We start from the raw sequence: 20310 nt of genomic DNA on the forward strand, positions 1-20310 counted from the left end.
GCGCTGACGGTTTCCTGAAAAGGTGCCTGTCCGTTCAGCCTATTGTCTGGCGAGGAGATCGGCACAATTCGGCATCCGCCAGCGTAGCCGTAATTCGTCATCTCTCACCGGGTTGACAATCGCTCCTCAGGCGCCATGCTGCAGTGCAACATGGCTAGCGACGAAACCAGCATCATCAAGTCGTCGCGCATCGAATGCCTGGACGGGCTTCGCGCGCTTGCGGCGATCTGGGTGCTGGTCGGGCACTGCATGCTTTTGACCGGCTGGCAAATTCCGATCGTCGGCGAGCCGGATCTCGGCGTCGACCTGTTCATCATGCTGTCCGGCTTCCTGATGGTGTTCCACTATCAGCTGCGCCAGGAAAAGGAGCCTTGGCAAAGACCGGAAACCTGGCTGAAATTCTGGACGCGCCGCTATTTCAGGATCGCGCCGCTGTTCTATGTCATGCTTTTCCTGGCGCTGGCGCTTGGCCCCTATCTCTACGATCGCAGGATCATCATCGACGATTTCCTCTCCAGATCGCACCAGGCGCCGGAACGCTACCTCGACGGCAGCCTGAAAAACATCGTCGCTCATCTCACGTTCCTGTTTGGGCTGGTGCCGAACCTCGCCTATCGCACGCCGCTGCCTGACTGGAGCCTGGGGCTGGAGATGCAGTTCTATGCCGTGTTCCCGGCCGTCATGCTGCTGGTGCGCAGGCTGGACTGGATCAGGAGCGCCCTTGTGGTCGCGGCGGCCGGCTGCGTCATCGTGTTTGCGATGCGGCTGTTGTCGATCCATTTTCCGATGCCGTCCTTTCTGCCGCTCAAGATACAGATATTCCTGTGCGGGATGCTGCTGGCCGGAGTCGTGCATCAGAGCCGACCGAGGCCGTTCCTCTATCTGGCATTGGCCATGCTTTTGGCGGCGCTGCCCTTTGGCGGCGACCAGGGGCTGGGCAAGCTTCTGGTGCGTGAAGCGCTGGTGGCGGGCTTCTTTGCGCTGGTTCTCTACCGCATGCTGCCTGGAAGGGCGGGAATGTTGGCGCGAGCGATCGCCGTGACGTTCAGCAACCGGTTCTTCCACCTGATGGGCGAGCTTTCCTTCAGCATCTACCTGATCCATCTGCTGGTGCTGCAGCCCGTCGCGGCGTTCGTCATCAGTGAGTTCGGCCACGAACTGTCGGCGCCGCTGCGCTTCGCCATCGTCGTTGCCGTTGTGCTGCCGACGGTGACGTTGCTGTCCTGGATCACCTACACTCTGATCGAGGTCCCCGGCCAGAAGGCGGGCCGCTTCGTTGTCCAGCGCTTTGGCCGGAAAATTGAGCCGGTGCTCGAGAAGACCCCGGCGGAGTAGGGCGCCAAGCGCGACGCATAACCACTGACGTTGCCTGCTCTCTGTTAGTGGCCCGCAACCGGAACATCACATGTGCTGGTGCATTGCTAGTGAACGCCAATTCGACTGGGGCGAAAAATGCATCGCGGGATCACAAATGCATGGGCAATGGTGCGAGAAGCCGTCGTTGGGTTCGTCAACGACAATGCTCTCAGCCATGGCGCGGCAATCGCTTTTTATGCCACAACATCGTTGGCGCCAATTCTGCTCATCGTGATTGCAATTGCGGGTCTCGCATTCGGTCACGAGGCAGCCCAAGCGGCATTGTCCGCTCAAATCACAGGGATGATGGGTACAGAAAGCGCAAATATCCTGCAAACCGCACTGAAGAGCGCATCCGAAAAGCCATCCGGCGGCACCTGGGCGGCGGTGATTGGCATCATCACCTTGCTTGTGAGCGCTTCCGGGGTCTTCGGCGAAATACAGCAGTCCTTGAACATGATATGGAAGGTCGAAGCGCAGGGCAGTTCGTTGTCGCGCCTGGTGCGCGCACGTGCGGTAAGTCTGGGACTGGTCACCGCACTTGGCTTCATGTTGCTCGTCTCTCTAGTCGCGAGCGCGGCGATTTCGGCCCTAGGCAACCTCATCAACGCACAGCTGCCGTTCGGGACACTTGTCCTGGCCGTTATCAACGCGGTCGTTTCTTTTGTCCTCCTCGCAGCTATTTTCGCCGCTATCTTCAAGATCTTGCCTGATCGAACCCTGGAATGGCGGGATGTCTGGATTGGCGCTGTTGTAACCGCTGCCCTGTTCACGCTCGGGAAATCGCTTATCGGTTGGTATATAGGCTCCAGCGCGGTCGCGGCCTCATATGGGGCCGCCGGTGGGCTGCTTGTCATCCTGCTGTGGGCTTACTACTCGGCGGAAATTTTTCTTTTTGGTGCGGAAATCACTCGCGCCTATTCCATTCGACACGGCAGCAGGTCCGATCTGGACGCTGTGCTTCACAGTGCTTGACTTGCAACATACGCCACTAACGATAAAATCGACTAGGCGCGCGGCACGCCGGCTGGCTGCCTTCGCGACGCCACCCGCATCATCACCCGTCGGCGCCGACCGCATCACCGAGCAGGGCACGCGAGCTGGATACGGTCGACGCCATATGATGAGTGCACGGGTCGCTGGTGGGTCAAACCATCGCGGTCACAGTTTGAGTTGGTTGGGAAGACGCGGTTCAGCGGCGACGCGGACGGCGCTTGCGTATCGGCTTTGATCTCGCGCGCCTGCCGTCCGGCGCCTTCTTGGCGGCAGCGGAGCGGTATAGGTTCATGAGGTCAATCAGGAGCCGAACAATGGCAATTGCAGTTGCAGCATCGAGCCAGCCCGCAATGCTGTTGAGCATCGGGATTGTTCTCCAAGCTTACGACGTGAAAGCGGTCGAAGGACCTTGGCGGCAGTGCAACTCTTCGCCTAGGCAGGGAGTGCCACCTAATCGTTGTGGCACTCAGTTGCCAGCCACCATGACATGAAAAAGGCCTCCGAAGGAGGCCTTTGGATGGTGTGAGCGAGAATCTCCACCAAACAAATTATCCCACATTTTATGCATGCAGCGCAAGCCATTCGGCTTGGCCAAGGCGCGCTTGGCGCCTTGATGCTTGGCACCGTGACCGTCACCCCGCTCTTCAGCCGCAGCCGATGGTCGCTGTCGGCACTTTCAGCTGCGGCAATGCGATGTCATTGTTGGCGCCATGAAACCAGCGCTTCACGTCGCTTCCGCGAAATGGGATCCTTGCAAGCACCAAGCGCAAGCTCATCAGCCAGAGGGTGTAATGGACTGAGCGGGCGTTCTCATATTGTGAAACGCCGAACGGATCCCGGGTCCCTGGAAGAGCGGCAGCAAACGTCAGAGAGCCGCACTTCCAGGGAGGCTGGATCAATAGTCGTTGTTGTAATAGCGATCATCGCAAGGCGCCGTGTAGATCCGGCCGCGGCGGTCCTGGTAACGGCAAAGCTGTTCGCCGCGGCGCTGCGGCGTGGTCGACTGGCCGATGACGGCGCCGAGCAAGGCGCCGCCGGCGGCACCCACGACCGTGCTTTCGGTGTTGCCGCCCAGTGCCTGGCCGGCGAGGGCGCCGACACCGCCGCCAATGAGTGCGCCTGTGGTTGCCCTCTGCTGCTGTTCGGTCTGGGTCGCGCAGCCTGCAAGTGCTGCAGTCATGAGCACGGCGGCAATGGTTTGTCTGATGATCATCTTGGAACTCCTTTGGAGCCCCAAACGCGGATCGGGGCGAATGGTTGCCAGTTGCTGGCGCATTGCGGCCAAACGGCGGCACGCCCGCTCACGAAATGAGACGTGGTTTCTCGGGCCTTGAAGACAATGGTTGCCAAAGCGGAAACGGCTTTCGCGAACAGGTCGGTAGCGCCTCGGTTTGAATCCGTTGAGGAGCAGCTAGGCTGGCTCGTCGCGTATGGCCTTTTTCGCGGCGGCGGTCAGGAATCCGACCGGCTATAGCCATGGCGTTCCGCATATCGATCTATCTGGTCGAGGACATCTTCGGGAATGGTGACGTTGACGCGCACCACCTTTGTGGTCTCGGCTTTGAGCGCTACCAGGACGGCGACCCGGCTGAGATTGTCATTGTTCGACATGACATCTTCCAGGGATGATGGCTCGGGAATGGCTTCGCCATCCTCGACAAGGCCTTCGAGATGGAAGGCCAGGGCCTCTTCGGCCATGGCGCGGGCGTCGTCGAGGCTGGTGCCGGCGGTGACCACGCCCGGAAAATCGGGAAAGGATACGCCGAAGTCGCTGTCCGCTTGCTTGTGGATCAATCCGATATAGTGACGCACGGGTCGGTTCCCCCAAGGAGCGGCTTCGAGGCTCGATCAGACTATCGAGCCATTCGACACAAACTGTCGAGGTATTCCTAATGGGACCGTAGGAAGCTGCCTAGTAGGTTGGGCATGCCCCAGGCAGACATTGCCTGGGCAACGGTCGAGAGTGTGGGGAAAGTGCCAAAGTTAGATGGCGGGCACCAGACTGTGCCTAGAGTTCGCGCCGCGCAGTACGTGCGCATGTCGACGGAACACCAGACCTACTCGATCGACAACCAAGCGGATGCCATTCGCGACTATGCCGATATCATGGCTTACGACATTGTCGCCACTTACGAGGACCTCGGTCGCAGCGGTTTAAACCTTGGAGGGCGCCCCGGTCTTCAGAAGCTGTTGGCCGATGTAGAAAGTGGGCGAGCCGATTTTGAGACGGTTGTGGTCTATGATGTAAGCCGGTGGGGGCGTTTTCAGAACATTGATGAAAGCGCAGCCTACGAATACCGATGCCAGATGGCCGGCGTGCGTATCGAATTTTGCGCCGAGCAATTCGCAAACGACGGCAGCATCGGGTCAGACGTCCTCAAAGCAATCAAACGGAGCATGGCTGCCGAGCAGAGCAGAATGCTCTCGCAAAAAGTCTTCATCGGCCAGGCAAGGTTGATCCGGCTGGGCTTCCGGCAGGGCGGGAAGGCCGGCTTTGGCCTGCGGCGCCTGCTTGTCGATCAACACGGCCGCTCAAAATGCATCCTTTCATCCCACGAATACAAGAGCCAGCAGACGGATCGAATAGTTCTGGTGCTCGGCCCGCCTGACGAGATTGCGACAGTGAAGTGGATCTTCAGTCACTTTGTCAGAACACGCAAGACAGAGCTGGAGATGGCAAGACTGCTCAACAAGCGCGGCGTGCTCAGCGATTTGGGGCGACCATGGACGCGGGAATCCGTGCACTCGGTGCTGACCAACGAAAATTACATTGGCAACAGCGTCTGGAACAAGCATTCGGCCCGGCTGAGAAGCCATCAAGTCCGCAATCCCCCCGAACAGTGGGTGCGGGTGGAAAACGTCCTGGAGCCGATCGTCGACAGCAAACTGTTCGATCGGGCGCAGATCGTGCTCAAGACCATCTATCGCCACATGACCAACGACGAGATGCTGGCCGCCCTTAGGGCGCTTCTGGCTCGCCGTGGCGCCTTGTCGTTGGCCATGATCGACGCGGATCCCGGATGCCCGCCGGCCCAACGCTACCAGTGGCGTTTTGGAACCATTGTCAAAGCCTATGAACTGATCGGATACGAGCCATCCAAGAACTACCGCTTCATCGGCGTGAACCGGCACCTGGAATCAATGAGGCTGCAGATTATCCGGGATCTTGTGGGCGCGATTGATAAGCAGGGCGGGGTTGCTGCCCATGACATGGCGATGGACCTCCTGCGGATAAACGAGGAGATCACGGTGGCGATTACAATGGGCCGATGCAGGGTTTCCGGCTTCGGCTATCCTCGCTGGTTTTCCAAGGCCGATAAACGGCCACTACCCGACATTTTCGTCCTGATCCGTATGAATCCCGGCGACCTGACCATTCGGGACTATTTGATTGCGCCTGCCCACGAGATCGCGGGTAAATCGGAACTGCATGCCATCAATGGGATACCGCTGGACAGCTATATTTTTCCCACGCTCGACCCCATTATCAGGTTGGCAGAGCGAGAGCCTGTCGGAGGCGTGGCTTGGTAGTCAAGCGCTTAGCCAAGGACGCCGCCTACCGTGCGTTGGAAAACGGTGGCGACAGACATGCGAGCAATATTGTTGCTGGCGCATTAGGGTCCAAGAAGAGGCTTCGTTCACACGAATTTTTGGCGACCTACGATGCGGAATGCAAACGCATGCGCGATTTCGTCACGCAAGCGGCAAAGTCTGAACAGAGCCTAGACCGGATAGTAGCGGCGCTCCACCTGATGATGCGCGACAAGCAATTCTGCGCCACGCTGGTGTCCGAGGGCTTCAGGACAATGCCAAGCCTACTGGCACATAGGTTGCGTGGCGCGACCCGCGAGCCGCAAATGTTCTGCTCTCCCGGAAAACCCGCTTCCGAGACAGGCGAGAACCGGAAAGCCGTTAACGGAATTTGCCCTGATGTCCTCGACCTGCTTCGGGACGCGCCGGTAAAAACAAAAATCTTCGGGTTGCTCCAGAAGGTGCTGCCAGCCAGGCAATTGGAGATTGCCCGGCTGATGGTGGCGATGGACCGGGTCAGGATCACCTACGCGAGACTACTCGTCGCTCTGACACCGCAAGCCCTGCTGGTCGAGGGTTTTAATCTCTCAACGATCACCACACAAGCGGAAGACCAGCGCGGCGCGATGGTGCTCGATGTCGGCGCGGTAAGCCTTGCGGTTCTCAGCGCCGCGGAACGTCATGGCCAGGTGGGCCTGGAGCTTGTCGCAGCCAACCGCTTTTTCGACCGGTTGATGGATAATTCCAGAGTGGTGCGGTATCTCGCCCGGACCTTTCCGGGGCATTTTGAAGAGTTTCACAGCTTCTCGATGCCATGCCTCGAACAGGGGCGCTAGATGGTCGGACGTCAACTCCTATAGAAACCGATCGCCGTCGCCGGGATGCAAACAACAGAACCAATGTGACTTCTGTCCAGGCCTCGAAAAGCCAAACCCGCCGAGCTTGCCGCAGCCAGAATGCTCGCAAAGCGATTTTCGATCGGCTCTCGGCCGCGCGGAATCGCTGTCATGTCTTCGGCAAGCCGACCCGGTTCGTTGCTCATAGCGGGTTGATCGGCCCAACGAGGCCGGGATGGTCGTTGGGCAACTTGTTGACGGCGCTGGTGTTCACCTCACGCCCAACGCCATTGAACTGCAGCTGACCGTCGATGTCGTGGCTGAGAATGTCCTTGAGGCTGTCCTTGGGCGTCGCCGGGTCCAGCCAGGCGTCATAGTAGGCCGGGTCGAGAATGAGAGGCTGCCGATCATGCAACTGCTTCATCGGTTCTGCGGCAGGCTCGGTGATGATGGTGCAGCTGGTTATGTTGAGATTGGAATTGTAAGCCCAAAGCCCGGCGAACGAGAAAGGCGCGTGGCCTGGCTGGTAGATGTGCCAAGGGTCTTTCTTGCCGTCGGCTGGCGATATCGTCCACTCGTAGAAGCCATCGGCAGGGATCAGGCAGCGCTTGGACTTGTAGGCGTCGCGGAAGGCGGGCGCTGTATCGATGCCCTCAATCCTCGCATTGAACATAGCCGCCTTGGGCATTTCCTTTGCCCAGAAAGGGACCAGCCACCAGCGCCCTTCACGGAGCCTGTGGTTGCCATCCTCACCGGCAGTGACGAATGGGACATCCTGAGTCGGCGCGATGTTGTACCGGGGCTCGTCGTTGCGGCCCGTCTCCGCCGGCGCAGTCAGGCGGTAGAGCCGGTGGATTTCCGACCACGACAGATATTTGGTGTAACGTCCGCACATCGCTCTGCCTCAGTTGCGCAGGAGTTCAGGCACGCTGAGCGGGCCAAGGTCGGAATTCTCCTATACTCGTCGCTGCGGCGCCAGACGCCGCGTATCTTGGCGGCGGTGACCGATTGATTGCCTTCGCCAGTAGCCTTGCGGAAGGCTCTGGGCGACCACAGAGTTCCCCTTGGTGTGCGCCGTGGAGGCAAAAAGGGCAAAGTCGACGACGATCATGCCATGTCCCTCTCACTGCGGACTTAGCAAAGGCTCTCGCAAGGAATGCCGTCCTTGTCGCGGTCGAGCTTGCCGCCCCAAGAGCAGTTGGCCAAATACCAGTTCGCCTCGTTGCATGAGCTGATCTGGGGACAGGTTCGCTGTGGCTGACAAGAATAGCTCTGCGCCACCTGCCCATTACGCATGATACCGAGTGGTTGTTTTGCTGACGGCCTGGTGGTGCCGTTCGCATGCTCTGCGCGCCAATCCCATGGCGCCTGAAACGCTCCAGCCCACAGACCGACCTTCGCCGCCTGGGCCTTCGCCTGCTGTCTTGCGTAGGCTCCGTGGCTGTAGCGCGGCCAATCTAGTGCCAAGCCCCGCTCGACAAGCCAGCTCTGGACGTTGCGACCGTCGGCGCGATCGCAATCCCCAACAAGCCGGCCGTACCGGTCTCGGTTAACAAAGCTGCAATGCAACGGACGCGATGCAGCCAGGAACTCGTCCAAGGCTTGGGCAGCATGGCGCCCGCAGGCGTATTCGAAGCCCTTAGCGTCTTCGCAATATTGCTTACTCTCGGGCGCATCGATGCCGTTGAAGCGGATGCGCTGTCCGTGGATCTCGATCGTGTCGCCGTCGATCACAGACGCGACACCGGCGATCGGCGCCGGCTTCGAGCCGAACCAATTCGATGCATTGATCTCTGGCAAACTTTCGCTGTGCTGGATGGCGGTTTGCGCGACCAGAGCGCCAGCCGCTACCGCAGTCACCAAAATCAGGCGCCGCGGCACATTCGCCCATCGGTGCGCACGGCTATGCTTGGCACCGGTTCGCTTTCGCCAGCGATCAGATCGATTGTCGTATCGGTATTTGTCCACGCCCTCATCCCCGCAGAGAGGATGCGACTGTTTCAACGAAGAGTCCAGAAGACGAGACGCGCGGAATGCTAGCCCCGAAGCCGATGCGTGCCGACGCCCCCCTCGACTTCGATCTCGGTTAAGGGGGTTCGATGACCTGTTGGGGTGCATTCGGCTGTCGGGCCTGACCGGCGCGCGCCGAAGGTGCGTTCACGCGGGAAAACCGGCCTTTCTGAAGCCTGACGTGAAAAGCTCGAGGTCGACTTGGTGGGCGAACGGGAGACGTGAAATTAGCCGGATAGTCAGGTCGTGTTCCTCATCTGTGCTTCCTGAACTTCAGCACGCGCCTTCTGCGTCTCCCCCAAATGAGCGTACGCCGCTGCGAGAAAGACATGAATGAAGAATTGGTCGCCGGCCTTCTGATACGAACCGACGGCCTCCGAGTACCTTCTTAGCAGGAAGAGGGAGCTGCCCTTCACCTCCCAGAACCATATTGGAGGTAACGGGTCGCGCAGCAGCGCAGATTCAAGCACGTTCAGCGCGCTCTCGGCCCGGCCGCCGTAGTTGAGCCAGCTTGCGTAGTCCCCCGCTATGTTCACGTCCAACGGGTTTAATGAGCGCGCTTGCTTGAAATGCACTCCCGCGTCGCTGTGCTGGCGCATGTGCGTAAGCACCAGGCCCATGCTCTGGTGACAGACGCCATCGCTCCTGTCGAGAGCGAGCGCCGTTCGTGCCGAGTCCCAGGCGTTCTGTAGCGTCCGCGGATCGTTGTCGTACCAAAATCTGCCGACGAGCGCCTGCGCGAGGAAGGCGTGGCCTCGAGCGAACGTCGCATCGAGCTCGACACACCGGACGAATAGGGGCTCGGCCATGTCCAGTTCATACCGGTAGAACTGTGCGCGCCCCTGCAGGTAGCAGTCGTATGCATCCCAATCGGCCGGAGGCTTGCGTCTGGTCCTGCTCGTCGAATCGGCCTCCGCCTGGCCTTCGACCATCGAGGCGATGAGAACCGCAACCTCGTCTTGCAATGCGAAGATGTCGTCGAGGGCCCTGTCGTAGCGTTGGGCCCACAGGTGGGTACCGGTGGAAGCGTCAATCAACTGTGTGGTGATCCGAATGCGATCACCGAGCTTTCGTATGCTGCCTTCGACGAGGTAGCGAACTCCGAGTTTGCGATGGACTTCGGCAATGTCCAATGCCGGATAGCGAAACTGAAAAGATGAATTCCGCGCGATGACAAGGAGGGAGCGGAACCTGGCCAGCTCCGTAATTATGTCCTCGGTTATGCCATCGCTGAGATACTGCTGGTCCTGATCGCCGCTCAAATTGGCAAAAGGCAGGACCGCAATCGACGGCTTGCCGGACCCTGGTATCGGTCTGCGGGATGCGCTCGCCACCGGCTCGACAGTCCCGGTGAAGCGGTAGCCGACGCGAGGCACCGTGGCGATCCACTCGCCGCCGTTGTCAGCCGGACCGAGTGCCTTTCTCAGTGTCGCTATTTGGACCGTAAGGTTGCCTTCCTCAACGGCGGTTCCCGGCCAGGACTTACGTTTGATTGCTCCGCGCAAATGGCCGTAGCCGGAAACATTTCTCCTTCTACTTTGTTGCAGTGGCCGTGCCGCTGAGGAGAACATGCACAGTGCCTCTATCAAATGAACTGCGCGACGTACCTATAGAATTCCAATGCCCCTCCTGTTCGAGCCAATGGTGAGAAGGGGATCCTGGCTGAAAACGATTGCCGGTTTCAAATGCGATAGTTGCAGGTCCAGAGTGCGGCTCGGCTACGAAGAGAAGCTGGCCATATTCGAGCGGCACCTCAGAAAGGTGAGCGCCAGCACAAAGTCAGTGAACAACCGCCCTTGTTAGAGGCCGCTTTAGAGATCGGGTGCAGAGGGTACACGGGCTTTTCCCCTTTATCCTTTTCTCTCCCGGCCGCGCCACCGTCTATTATCGGCGGCTAGGCCGCTATCACCTTCTGAGCGGGTTAACGATGGAGTGCCTTGGACGGTGAAAACGATTCCGGCATCCTCAAACGCTTTGCGGATGGCGGCCATGTTGTGGGGACGCGGTTTCCTGTATCCGTTCTCAAGATCGCTGATCACCATCTCGCTAAGATTGGCCTTGGCGGCAAGTCGCACACGCGGCCAGTTCAGTAGGGCTCGTGCCGCTCTGACTTGATCTGCTGAGAGGAGAGTTCGGCGTTCCATAGCAAGTCGAACATTTAGTATCGCTAAACTGTTCCTCTTGACCCTCTGCGATTTCTAACGGTGTGAGGCCGGCCTGTCGCAAGCCGTCATTGATTGTAGCTGCAACCTTTCGGACGGTTGTTACCTCGGCTCCAACAAGACGTGCTGCCTGCATTCTTGCTTGGAGATCAGCCAAGCGGGCAACCAGGGCTTGCGTCCTCTCGAGTTCAGGGTTCGTCATGTTCATTGTCCAGCTGAGTGGCAATTTGAATTTGTCCGGCTGAGTAGCGTTTGAATGCACACATTCGCCACCCAAGGGTGGCGAGCGTGGGTTCGTTCGAAATCTCAGTCGTAAACTTTCACGATCTTGCGGGTGCCCGGATCGACCAGGACCGTGCGGTTGTCGACCACCACGTAACGGTATTTGACGTTCGGGACCTCGTGGATCTCCACAGTTTCCGGCAGAGCTGTCCCGACGTTCAATTCCACGCCGGGAAGGTTCACCGAAGCCAAGGGCTGCTTCTTGACATACTCACGGATGACCGTGTCCTGTTCCGGCTGGATGATAATGTCGTCAGCGGCGGCGGAGCCGATCCCCGCCAAGAGCAACATGGCTGCGGCGGTGTTCACAAAGTGCATCTTCATATCTTCTCTCCTGCAAGGACCGGCACACGACGATCATCGTCCGCACTGCCCGGCAACCAACTTTGAACCGGGGTAAACGTTCCCGCCTACGCACCTTTGTCTAATCCGAATGGTCTAAAGTCCGACCGTACAACGCAATGGTCTTACCTTTGGACTAGGCGGAACGGATTAGGGCTTCAGGTTGTTGGTTCTCCACAACGGGAGAGAACAAATGGATCAAAGTGTTGGCCAGGCGCTTTGGTTGCTCGCACCGATTTTTGCAACAGCCGTTACCTTTCTGGTAATGGCGGTCGTCCTTAGCTGACATGTCTTGGATCGGCGCAGCCAGGTCCCTTCCTGCGCTGATAGGATTCGCGAGTTGCTTGAGCGGCTGGCGAATCCTCTATTTTAAGTGCGCTAGGCCTGCTCCTTCAGCAGGCGGGGCGCTTCGTTCATCTCATGTAACTTGGGAGGTTTACTATGGATCGGCGATCCTTTTTGACAGCGATATGTGGCGTTGCCGGGGCAGCAGCCTTTGCAAGCGCGGTCCGGCCTATCAACGCATTGGCCGGTGTTCCAGCGGCCAAAAGCGGTATTCTCGAAGAACTCGACGCGCCAGACGCCTTCGACAACGAAGGTACTCACGCGGAAGTGGAGCCGGTCAACCATCGGCGCTACTACGACCAAGATTACGACCCAGACTACGACCCAGATTACTACCACCGGCGCCGCCGCCGCCGGCGGGGCTGGAGAAGAGTCTGCCGTAGTTACTGGCGACACGGGCGCCGTCGGGTCCGGTGCTATCGCCGACGTGGTCCTTCGGTCGTCTTGCGATTTTAGCCAGTTGGCTGTTCTCCCCATGGCCCGTTCCGGCTAACGTGCTGAGAACGGGCCGGTACGATTCCTTTTGGTGACAAACGCAATCCATCTGTCCAAGGGCACTCATCAGCAGGGCCGGTGGGCCTGACGTACAGCTCTTGGGGTGTCGCTGTGCTCTTGGGGTGTCGCTGTGGTGCGCCAGGAGCGGTCTGACGATGCTCTTATGCAGCGAAAGGTTTTCGGAAGCTTGATTCTGGCCGTTAGGCCGCGGGGCCAAGCGCAGCCATCAGGAGCACCCCGCAAACGATGAGCAACGGGCCGGGTAGGCCCGGCGACCTCCTTCTGACACACGGGGACAGACCAAGAAGGGCGCCGAGCCTTACCGGCGCTGCTTTGAGGGAGACGACGCCGGATCAGATGAGAGTATGTGATCATGCTAATCTCTGCGAACCATGCGAATGAAGGGAAGGCGTGTGCGCTTCTTCGTTATCCAGCCACGAACCTTCGCCTTTCGGACATGGCGGTCCGTCGCTCGATGGAAGATGAGATTGAACGCCTGATCTCACTGCTCGACTTCGTAGAGCCCCGACACGGATCTTGAACCGTATCTGTCCGGTGGCATCGAAGTCGTCGGCACCGATGACAGGGAAGGCGACGACGAGCCCGAAGCCGACGATGCCGATTATGATTGCCCTGGGTTCATAGAGGGAGGGCAAGGCCTATAACTTTCCGGTCGAGAATGAGCAGCCCGCTGCCTCACCGTGGCTGGCTTCAGTTTTTGTGTGGCACGATGTAGCGACTGCTCACCGCACCCGCCCCTGTGCCCCGCGTGACGACAATCGTGCTATACCCGGCTGGAACGGAACCTGTAGCGGAGGGATCGATCGAACTGCATCGCCCCACGATCTCCCCGTTGGGAGCGCCCTCGAGCCTCACGGCTAACGCCAACTGGCATCTGTCAAGCGATCCGAACATGGACGGTGATGTGTCGAGTGGCTTGCAGACTCTCTGGGCGGGACTGCAAGAAAGCAAAATCATCACAGCTGCAGTTGCCGGATCCATTCGTGAAGCTCCGTTGTTCGACGAGCCTCAACGCGGAATAACGAGCTTTGTTTCGCAGGTGCTAAAATATGAGTTTTCTGGTCTGGCACGGTGGCGGGCTTTTCATTGTCACAGCTTTCGCCTTTCAAATCGTTCCGATCCGGAACGGCAAAACAGCCATCGCCGAGACACACCGAGGGGATCGCGATGGCCAGAAGGATGCCGCCGGCCATGTTCACCATCAACTTGAAATCCATCGGACCTCTCCCTCTTATATGCCGACACTCGGAAACTCGTGAAATCAACATGGGTGAACAGGTTGCGAACATGCTGCTACGGTTTTTGCAGAGCCAGGAGATGAGACGAGACGGACCAGCACGACAGGGACTAGCTCTCGTCGCAACAAATTGACACACAAGGACTCGACGGAGTTGAAGGGCAAGGGCAGGGACGCCATCAAGCGAATTTCAAAACCGGTGCCTTGGCCGACGGGTAATCGCTGATAACATCAAGGTATGCCCTGAGGTGACGTCACAAGGCAGTGTACTTGGGTGCCGATCGGCGGTCGGGTTGTATGATGCCGGCGTGTTGGCCGGTTTAGAATGGAAGCTTGATTTCGCCGACCGAGAGAGGCCTACCGGCCGCTATCAGCGCCGCAACCGTCTCTCTGTCCTGTTGCCGGCGCTTCACGAGGCCGTTCAGCACCCTGTCGAGAGATATCGCGCCGGCGCCGGCTATGGCCAGGACGAACATGCCGCCCGCTATGGCGAGATCCTTTTCGAAATGGTGTGATCGGGACCGTGCTGGGGATCCCGGTTCTGGCGGGCTCGTCGGCTATGCCTCGGGCGAGGCTCTGCGGCAGGTTGGCCGCGGCAACTTAGCGCGCCCCTTGCCCGCCGGGGGATCGGGCCGCCGGCCGTCGGCTGCGTCCTGAGCGAAACCCTGGGCCAGCCCCTCCTAGGGTACAGGCGAGGGCGGGCTTCCGCCGTAGCTCTGGTGACTGGCGGGCACTTCGACAGGGCGACAACGGGAACGTACGCCAAGGCATTGACCTTGTTCGCTGTTGCGGTCGCGGCGATCATGGTAGCCTTTCCGCCGAACCTCCAAATGGACCTAAGTCCTGAAAGACTTAAAGCCTGATTACGCCTACTCTTCGCAGAATTTCACGGTTGATCGCTTCGCCAGATTGGCTGAAGCTCCACACGGGATTTGCGAATTTGCGCGGCCGAGTTCACTGTGTGGACAACGGCTCATCCCATAGCAAGAAGAATCGTGATGCCTGAGGGTTCGAAGTACGCGTTAGAGTTGCTTCGAGAAGGCGCGGAGTTCACGCTTTACCGCGGAAGAGAGCATGGCAACCACATGCCGATCTTGGCGGTAACGGTAGCTGGTGAGCAGCCGTCGATTCAGAATCTCCGGCGGCTCGAACACGAATACTCGTTGGCGAGCGAACTCGATTCAGCGTGGGCGGCTCTGCCCCTCGGAATGATTCGTCTTCAAGGCCGAATGCTCCTCATTCTTGAGGACCCAGGTGGTAAACCCCTGGATCAGACAGTTGAGCAGCACAAGGGACACCCGATCGACCTGGTCCGCTGCCTGCATGTAGCCATCGGCCTGGCAGCCGCGCTTGGTCAAGTCCACCGGCAAGGCCTCATCCATAGGGACATTAGGCCGGCGAACGCACTTGTGGACGACTTTGGTCGCGTGTGGCTCACCGGTTTTGGGGTCGCGTCGCGGGTCCCCCGCCAGCGTCAGGCGCCCGAGGCGCCCGAATTTATCGCTGGATCACTCCCATATATGGCTCCCGAACAGACCGGGCGGATGAACCGTTCTATCGATTCTCGGAGTGATCTCTATTCTCTGGGTGTCACGCTGTACGAAGTCTTGACCAGCCGGCTCCCGTTCACCGCTTCAGATCCGATGGAGTGGGTTCATTGCCACATTGCGAGGCGCGCCGACTCGCCCAGTGAGAGGATAAGCCAAATTCCACAGGTGCTTTCGTCAATCGTGATGAAGCTTCTCCTGAAGACCGCAGAGGAACGCTATCAGACCGCCGGGGGTGTCGAGGCTGACCTGCGTCGCTGTTTGATGGAATGGCAGCTGCATGGTCGCATCGAACCATTCTCGCTCGCCGCGCACGACATGTCGGACCAGTTGATGATCCCGGAGCAGCTCTATGGGCGGGAACGTGAAATCAATTCCTTGATCGCGTCCTTTGATCGGGTCGTGGCCGAAGGAGTCTCGGAACTCGTCCTGATATCGGGCTATTCCGGCGTCGGCAAATCCTCCGTGGTGAGCGAATTGCATAAGGTCCTTGTCCCGTCGCGCGGACTTTTCGCAGCAGGCAAGTTCGACCAGTTCAAGCGCGACATCCCATACTCGACCCTCGCACAGGCCTTCCAGAATCTGGTCCGGCAGATTCTCGTCAAAAGCGAATCGGAAGTGGACCAATGGCGGCGTGCCTTGGCTGAGGCGGTTGGATCGTACGGACAGCTGATCGTCAACCTCGTTCCCGAAGTCGAGTTCCTCATCGGCAAACAACCGGCCGTTTCCGACCTGCCACCCCAAGAAGCGCAGAATCGATTTAAGGTGGTGTTCCGCCGCTTCCTTTGCGTGTTCGCCAAGCCGGATCATCCGCTCGTCTTGTTCCTCGATGATCTGCAATGGCTGGATACGGCCACGCTCGACCTCATCGAGCATTTGATCACGCATTCGGAAGTGCGCCACCTTCTACTGGTTGGCGCCTATCGGGATGACGAGGTCGGTCCCGCACACCTTCTTTTGCGAACACTGGTTGCAATCAAAAAAACAGATGCGAGGGTGGGTGAGATAATCTTGGCTCCCCTCGGTCTAAAAGACGTCGATCAGCTTATCGCGAGTGCGATGCAGTGTGACATCGAGCGGGCACGGCCGTTGTCGCAGCTCGTTCAGGAAAAGACTGGCGGAAATCCATTCTTTGCAATCCAATTCATGGCCGAGTTGGCTGATGAGGGTCTGCTGATGTTTGACCCCGTCGCGCAAGCTTGGCGTTGGGAACTCGATCGCATCCACGCAAAGGGTTATACTGACAACGTGGTGGATCTCATGGTGGAAAAGCTGAAGCGTCTTTCTCCGCCTACCCTGGAAGTGCTGAAACAACTCGCTTGTTTAGGCCACGTCGCCGACACCGCCACCCTGACTCTGGTACAGAATGGACCAGAGGAAGCAATGCACGCGACACTCCGGGAGGCTGTCTATACTGGTCTTATCGATCAGCTGGATGGCGCGTACAGGTTCCTGCATGATCGAATTCAACAGGCGGTTTATTCGCTCATTCCCGACGAGCACCGCGTTGACACCCACCTACTCATCGGCCGCAAGCTGCTGGCGAACATGTCGGGTGATCAACTCGCCGACCATCTGTTCAATGTCGTTGCTCAGCTCAATCGGGGCGCTGCAGTGCTGACCGACTCGCGGGAGAAAGCCCAACTGGCGACACTCAACCTGCGCGCCGGGAGAAAGGCCAAAGCGTCGGCTGCCTATGCGTCTGCGGGCGTGTATCTTGCAGCCGGACTGGCCATGCTTGACGAAAAAAGCTGGGACAGCCTGTACGAGCTGACGTTCAGCCTCTGGCTCGAACGTGCGGAGTGCAATTTTTTGATCGGCGATTTCGAAGAAGCCGAGCAATTGTTAGTAGAATTTTCGCAACGCGCGGCGTCGAAAGTCGATCTTGCGATCACCTACCGTCTGAAAGTCCTTCTCCACACTCTGAAATCGGAAAACGCCCAAGCAGTCGAGAGCGCACTCTCGTGTTTGCGGCTGTTCGGCATTGACGTCGCGGCGCACCCAACCCCGGCGCAGGTCCAGGCCGAATACGAGATGGTCTGGCAGACCCTCGGCGGACGCCCGATCGAAAGCTTGCTTGATCTGCCACTGATGACGGATCCAGAAATGCTGGCCGCGATGGACGTGCTCTCAGTGCTCCTCTCCCCAGCTAACCATACTGACTTCCATTTGTGGTGTTTACTCGCGTGCCGGATAGCGAAGGTGACCATGGAGCACGGCACAAGCGGCGCATCTGCCCATGGCTTTGCGGATCTCGGTCAAATCCTTGGACCAGTATTTCGCCGTTACAGCGAGGGTTATCGATTCGCGGAGCTCGCCTGCCACATCGTTGATAGACACAACTTCGCGGCGTACCGTGGAAAGGCCTACCACGCGAAAGGTGTAGTCGCCGTCTGGACGCAACCGATCTCAACCTCGATAGATTTTCTGCGAACGGCCTTTCGCATAGCGACCGACACCGGTGACCTGACCGTCGCCTGCTACTGCATGGACAAGTCCGTCACCAATTCTCTGATGCGGAACGATCCGCTCGACGCGGTGTGGCGTGAGTCGGAAATGGCCCTGGACTTTGTCCGGAAAGCTCGGTTCCACGACGTCGCTACCGTTATCGTGGCCCAGCAACGCTTCATTGCTACCATGCAGGGCCGTACCTTCACCTTCTCCACCTTCAGTGATGCGCAGTTTGACGAAGCGGACTTCGAAACGCAGATCGCGGCTGACGCAACGGCGACCGCGGCGTGCCTATACTGGGTCCTCAAGTTACAATCCCGGTTTCTGTCGGGCGACTGCGTCGAGGCGCTAGCGTCAGCCGAGCGGGCGAAAGAACTGCTTTGGGCCGCACCCGTTCATTTCCAGCGGCTCGACTACTTCTATTACAGCGCGCTGGCGATGGCATCATTGTATGAGAACGCTTCCGCCGGCGAGAAGCGAACATGGGATGATCTCCTGGCGGTGCATCTGGAGCAACTGAGAGAGTGGGCCGAAATATACCCACCAACGTTCGGTGACAGGCATGCACTGCTGGCTGCGGAGATCGCCCGTATTGAAGGACGGGACGCCGCGGCCATGCACCTTTACGAGCGGGCTATTTCCTCGGCGCGCGACCAAGGTTTCGTACAGAACGAGGGGCTGGCCTATGAGTTGGCGGCCGGGTTTTACAACGCGCGCGGCTCCGAGACATCCGCCAATGCCCATCTGCACAAGGCCCGGCGTTGTTATCTCCGCTGGGGCGCCCACGGCAAGACGGCGCAGCTCGATCGGCTTTATCCACACCTGGCCGCCCCAGAAGGACAACATGATGCCGCAATCGTTGGCTCGCCGGTTCAACATCTGGATGCTGCGAGTGTCGTAATAGCCTCTCAGGCTTTGTCCAGTGAGATCGAGTTGCCCCGTTTGATCGAGCGGCTGATGAAGACCTTAATCGAGAATGCAGGCGCGGATCGCGGCCTGTTGATTCTGCCATCAGGGGATGAATATCTGATCCAAGCGGAGGCGCGAGCGAGCGCAGATCAGATCGACGTCATGATGCGTCAAGAACCGATCACACCGATCACCTGTCCAGAATCGCTCGTCCGATACGTCATCCGTACACGCGAAAGCGTGATTCTCGATGATGCCTCCAAACCCAACCTGTTCTCCGTTGATGACTATCTGCGTAAACGACAATCGAAGTCTATCCTCTGCGTGCCGCTCATCAAACAAGGAGAGTTGACCGGAATTCTTCTCCTTGAAAATGCGCTGACTTCACACGCGTTCACACCGGCACGAATTACTGTGTTGGAAATGCTGGCGGCGCAAGCGGCGATCTCGCTCGAGAACACACGCCTCTATAGCGATCTCCAAGAACGGGAGGCGAAGGTTCGACGCCTTGTCGACTCCAATATAATTGGGATATGCATCTTTGATCTTGACGGCCCCATCCTGGAGGCCAACGAGGCCTTTCTTCAGATCGTGGGATATAACCGCGAAGTTGTTATTTCGGGCAGCCTGAGCTGGAGCTCCTTGACTCCGGCCGAATGGAGGGGAGCAGACGAACGAGCCTTGGCGGATATGGCTTCTACTGGCACCTGCAGACCTTACGAAAAGGACCTTGTTCGGAAAGACAACAGCCTCGTGCCCGTGCTTGTGGGTGGGGCGACCTTCGACGAACTCCGACATCAGGGCGTGGCCTTCGTTTTGGACCTGACGGAGCGAAAACGCGCCGAGGCAGAGGTGGTGCACGCCAACCGCGTGGCAACGATGGGCCAACTCGCCGCGTCCATCGTCCACGAAGTCAATCAACCTATTGCTGCTACGCTTATGAATGCTGGAACCGCGATGCGCTTGCTCGACCGTCAGCCGCCAAATTTGGAAGGGGCCAAGTACGCGATCGACCGGATTATCAGGGACGGAAAGCGAACCGCTGATATTGTGAGCCGGATTCGTGACTTCTCCAGGAATGCGCCGGCACGAAAGGAAGACTTGGATGTCAACGAAGCAATTTTGGAAATTGCGGCCCTAGCCCGCATCCCAATGTCAGAGAGAGGGGTCTTGCAGAAGATGCAACTGGCAGAGGGCCTGCCGCACATTTTGGGGGACAGAGTCCAATTGCAGCAAGTGATCCTGAACTTGATCATGAACGCCATCGAAGCGATGAGCGAGGTTGGGCAGGGACTGCGCGAATTGTCGATCAGGACCAGCAAGGCTGAGCCAGACGGAGTGCTGGTCGCGGTAAGCGATACGGGTCCGGGTCTGTCTCAGGCCAATCCCGATAGCATCTTCGAGGCGTTCTACACGACCAAGTCCAGCGGTTTAGGGATGGGATTGCCGATCTGCCGCTCGATCGTGGAAGCGCATGGCGGCCGTCTCTGGGCAACGCCTAACAAACCTCGTGGCGCCGTGTTTTGCGTGATGCTGCCAATCGGAAAAGAATCGGCTTAGAACCCATCTGCGGCTAGGGCCGCTAAAGGCGAACGCAACTGGTTGGGCCGCCGAAACTACCGAAATCAGCGGCGTGCTAGTTGGAATTCGCGCCAGCTGTAACGCTCTGACTACGGCCAGCGACCTCACGATTCCAGAAAAGCCCTTTCCTCAAACCGATGACAGGTTGCCGGGGCGATGACGACAGTGCGTAAGCACAGCTCCAGTTGCAGATAGAGGCCATACGTTTT

General features: G+C 58.7%; 13 protein-coding genes and 2 pseudogenes. 5 read left to right on the top strand and 10 right to left on the bottom strand.

All coding sequences use genetic code 11. From position 1 onward, the window contains the following. The first annotated feature begins 150 nt into the window (after positions 1 to 150). A complete protein-coding gene (locus AC3EMP_RS18930) occupies positions 151 to 1335 on the top strand; it encodes an acyltransferase family protein (protein ID WP_352713235.1) in 1185 nt (394 codons plus the stop codon). Between the two features lie 117 nt (positions 1336 to 1452). Next, the gene (locus AC3EMP_RS18935; RefSeq protein ID WP_352713233.1) at positions 1453 to 2331 is read left to right on the top strand and encodes a YihY/virulence factor BrkB family protein; all 879 of its coding nucleotides are present in this window, start codon (positions 1453 to 1455) and stop codon (positions 2329 to 2331) included. Positions 2332 to 2548: 217 nt separating this feature from the next. Here the strand turns inward: AC3EMP_RS18935 and AC3EMP_RS18940 are convergent, their stop codons facing one another. The 3 genes and pseudogenes from AC3EMP_RS18940 to AC3EMP_RS18950 all read right to left on the bottom strand — a co-directional run bounded on the left by AC3EMP_RS18940 (position 2549) and on the right by AC3EMP_RS18950 (position 4164). Continuing rightward, positions 2549 to 2716, bottom strand: a complete 168-nt coding sequence (locus AC3EMP_RS18940) for a hypothetical protein (RefSeq protein ID WP_023685744.1) — start codon at positions 2714 to 2716, stop codon at positions 2549 to 2551. Positions 2717 to 3247: 531 nt separating this feature from the next. Then, positions 3248 to 3565, bottom strand: a complete 318-nt coding sequence (locus AC3EMP_RS18945) for a YMGG-like glycine zipper-containing protein (RefSeq protein WP_023690487.1) — start codon at positions 3563 to 3565, stop codon at positions 3248 to 3250. Positions 3566 to 3763: 198 nt separating this feature from the next. Continuing rightward, positions 3764 to 4164, bottom strand: a pseudogene (locus AC3EMP_RS18950) (type II toxin-antitoxin system HicB family antitoxin). Positions 4165 to 4278: 114 nt separating this feature from the next. Between AC3EMP_RS18950 and AC3EMP_RS18955 the strand changes: the two are divergent. Both AC3EMP_RS18955 and AC3EMP_RS18960 read left to right on the top strand, forming a co-directional pair. Next, positions 4279 to 5883, top strand: a complete 1605-nt coding sequence (locus AC3EMP_RS18955) for a recombinase family protein (RefSeq protein ID WP_488494647.1) — start codon at positions 4279 to 4281, stop codon at positions 5881 to 5883. After that, entirely contained in the window at positions 5877 to 6719 is an 843-nt protein-coding gene (locus AC3EMP_RS18960) for a plasmid partitioning protein RepB C-terminal domain-containing protein (RefSeq protein WP_023698563.1), read from the top strand. The genes AC3EMP_RS18955 and AC3EMP_RS18960 overlap by 7 nt, the downstream gene beginning before the upstream one ends. 202 nt (positions 6720 to 6921) lie before the next feature. Here AC3EMP_RS18960 and AC3EMP_RS18965 read toward each other — a convergent pair whose 3' ends face one another. The 7 genes and pseudogenes from AC3EMP_RS18965 to AC3EMP_RS18995 all read right to left on the bottom strand — a co-directional run. Continuing rightward, positions 6922 to 7614 carry an SOS response-associated peptidase gene (locus AC3EMP_RS18965; RefSeq protein WP_352713229.1) on the bottom strand — a complete coding sequence of 231 codons (693 nt, stop codon included), beginning with the start codon at positions 7612 to 7614 and terminating at the stop codon, positions 6922 to 6924. Between the two features lie 239 nt (positions 7615 to 7853). Then, positions 7854 to 8687, bottom strand: coding sequence for a thermonuclease family protein (locus tag AC3EMP_RS18970; RefSeq protein WP_280940452.1), 834 nt, complete (start codon positions 8685 to 8687; stop codon positions 7854 to 7856). Between the two features lie 281 nt (positions 8688 to 8968). Next, the gene (locus AC3EMP_RS18975) at positions 8969 to 10300 is read right to left on the bottom strand and encodes an adenylate cyclase (RefSeq protein ID WP_352713226.1); all 1332 of its coding nucleotides are present in this window, start codon (positions 10298 to 10300) and stop codon (positions 8969 to 8971) included. 279 nt (positions 10301 to 10579) lie between these two features. Then, positions 10580 to 10873 (bottom strand): helix-turn-helix domain-containing protein, encoded by a 294-nt coding sequence (locus AC3EMP_RS18980; RefSeq protein WP_352713223.1) that lies wholly within the window; start codon positions 10871 to 10873, stop codon positions 10580 to 10582. 324 nt (positions 10874 to 11197) lie between these two features. Then, entirely contained in the window at positions 11198 to 11497 is a 300-nt protein-coding gene (locus AC3EMP_RS18985) for a DUF1236 domain-containing protein (protein WP_023669226.1), read from the bottom strand. 1835 nt (positions 11498 to 13332) lie between these two features. After that, on the bottom strand, positions 13333 to 13593 hold the full coding sequence (locus AC3EMP_RS18990; RefSeq protein ID WP_352713220.1) for a hypothetical protein: 261 nt from the start codon (positions 13591 to 13593) through the stop codon (positions 13333 to 13335). A gap of 340 nt (positions 13594 to 13933) precedes the next feature. Then, positions 13934 to 14122: pseudogene (locus AC3EMP_RS18995) on the bottom strand (DoxX family protein); the annotation flags it as partial. Positions 14123 to 14611: 489 nt separating this feature from the next. Between AC3EMP_RS18995 and AC3EMP_RS19000 the strand changes: the two are divergent. Continuing rightward, positions 14612 to 20080 (top strand): trifunctional serine/threonine-protein kinase/ATP-binding protein/sensor histidine kinase, encoded by a 5469-nt coding sequence (locus AC3EMP_RS19000; protein WP_023698555.1) that lies wholly within the window; start codon positions 14612 to 14614, stop codon positions 20078 to 20080. Positions 20081 to 20310: the final 230 nt, after the last annotated feature.

The organism is Mesorhizobium sp. P160219, assembly GCF_057786095.1.

What these genes read in the sequence shown, in the direction of transcription:
- AC3EMP_RS19000 (WP_023698555.1), top strand. Translation starts at nt 14,612, where the DNA reads ATGCCTGAGGGTTCGAAGTACGCGTTAGAGTTGCTTCGAGAAGGCGCG.
- AC3EMP_RS18990 (WP_352713220.1), bottom strand. Translation starts at nt 13,593, where the DNA reads ATGGATTTCAAGTTGATGGTGAACATGGCCGGCGGCATCCTTCTGGCC.
- AC3EMP_RS18955 (WP_488494647.1), top strand. Translation starts at nt 4,279, where the DNA reads ATGCCCCAGGCAGACATTGCCTGGGCAACGGTCGAGAGTGTGGGGAAA.
- AC3EMP_RS18945 (WP_023690487.1), bottom strand. Translation starts at nt 3,565, where the DNA reads ATGATCATCAGACAAACCATTGCCGCCGTGCTCATGACTGCAGCACTT.
- AC3EMP_RS18985 (WP_023669226.1), bottom strand. Translation starts at nt 11,497, where the DNA reads ATGAAGATGCACTTTGTGAACACCGCCGCAGCCATGTTGCTCTTGGCG.
- AC3EMP_RS18975 (WP_352713226.1), bottom strand. Translation starts at nt 10,300, where the DNA reads ATGTTCTCCTCAGCGGCACGGCCACTGCAACAAAGTAGAAGGAGAAAT.
- AC3EMP_RS18965 (WP_352713229.1), bottom strand. Translation starts at nt 7,614, where the DNA reads ATGTGCGGACGTTACACCAAATATCTGTCGTGGTCGGAAATCCACCGG.
- AC3EMP_RS18940 (WP_023685744.1), bottom strand. Translation starts at nt 2,716, where the DNA reads ATGCTCAACAGCATTGCGGGCTGGCTCGATGCTGCAACTGCAATTGCC.
- AC3EMP_RS18980 (WP_352713223.1), bottom strand. Translation starts at nt 10,873, where the DNA reads ATGGAACGCCGAACTCTCCTCTCAGCAGATCAAGTCAGAGCGGCACGA.
- AC3EMP_RS18935 (WP_352713233.1), top strand. Translation starts at nt 1,453, where the DNA reads ATGCATCGCGGGATCACAAATGCATGGGCAATGGTGCGAGAAGCCGTC.
- AC3EMP_RS18930 (WP_352713235.1), top strand. Translation starts at nt 151, where the DNA reads ATGGCTAGCGACGAAACCAGCATCATCAAGTCGTCGCGCATCGAATGC.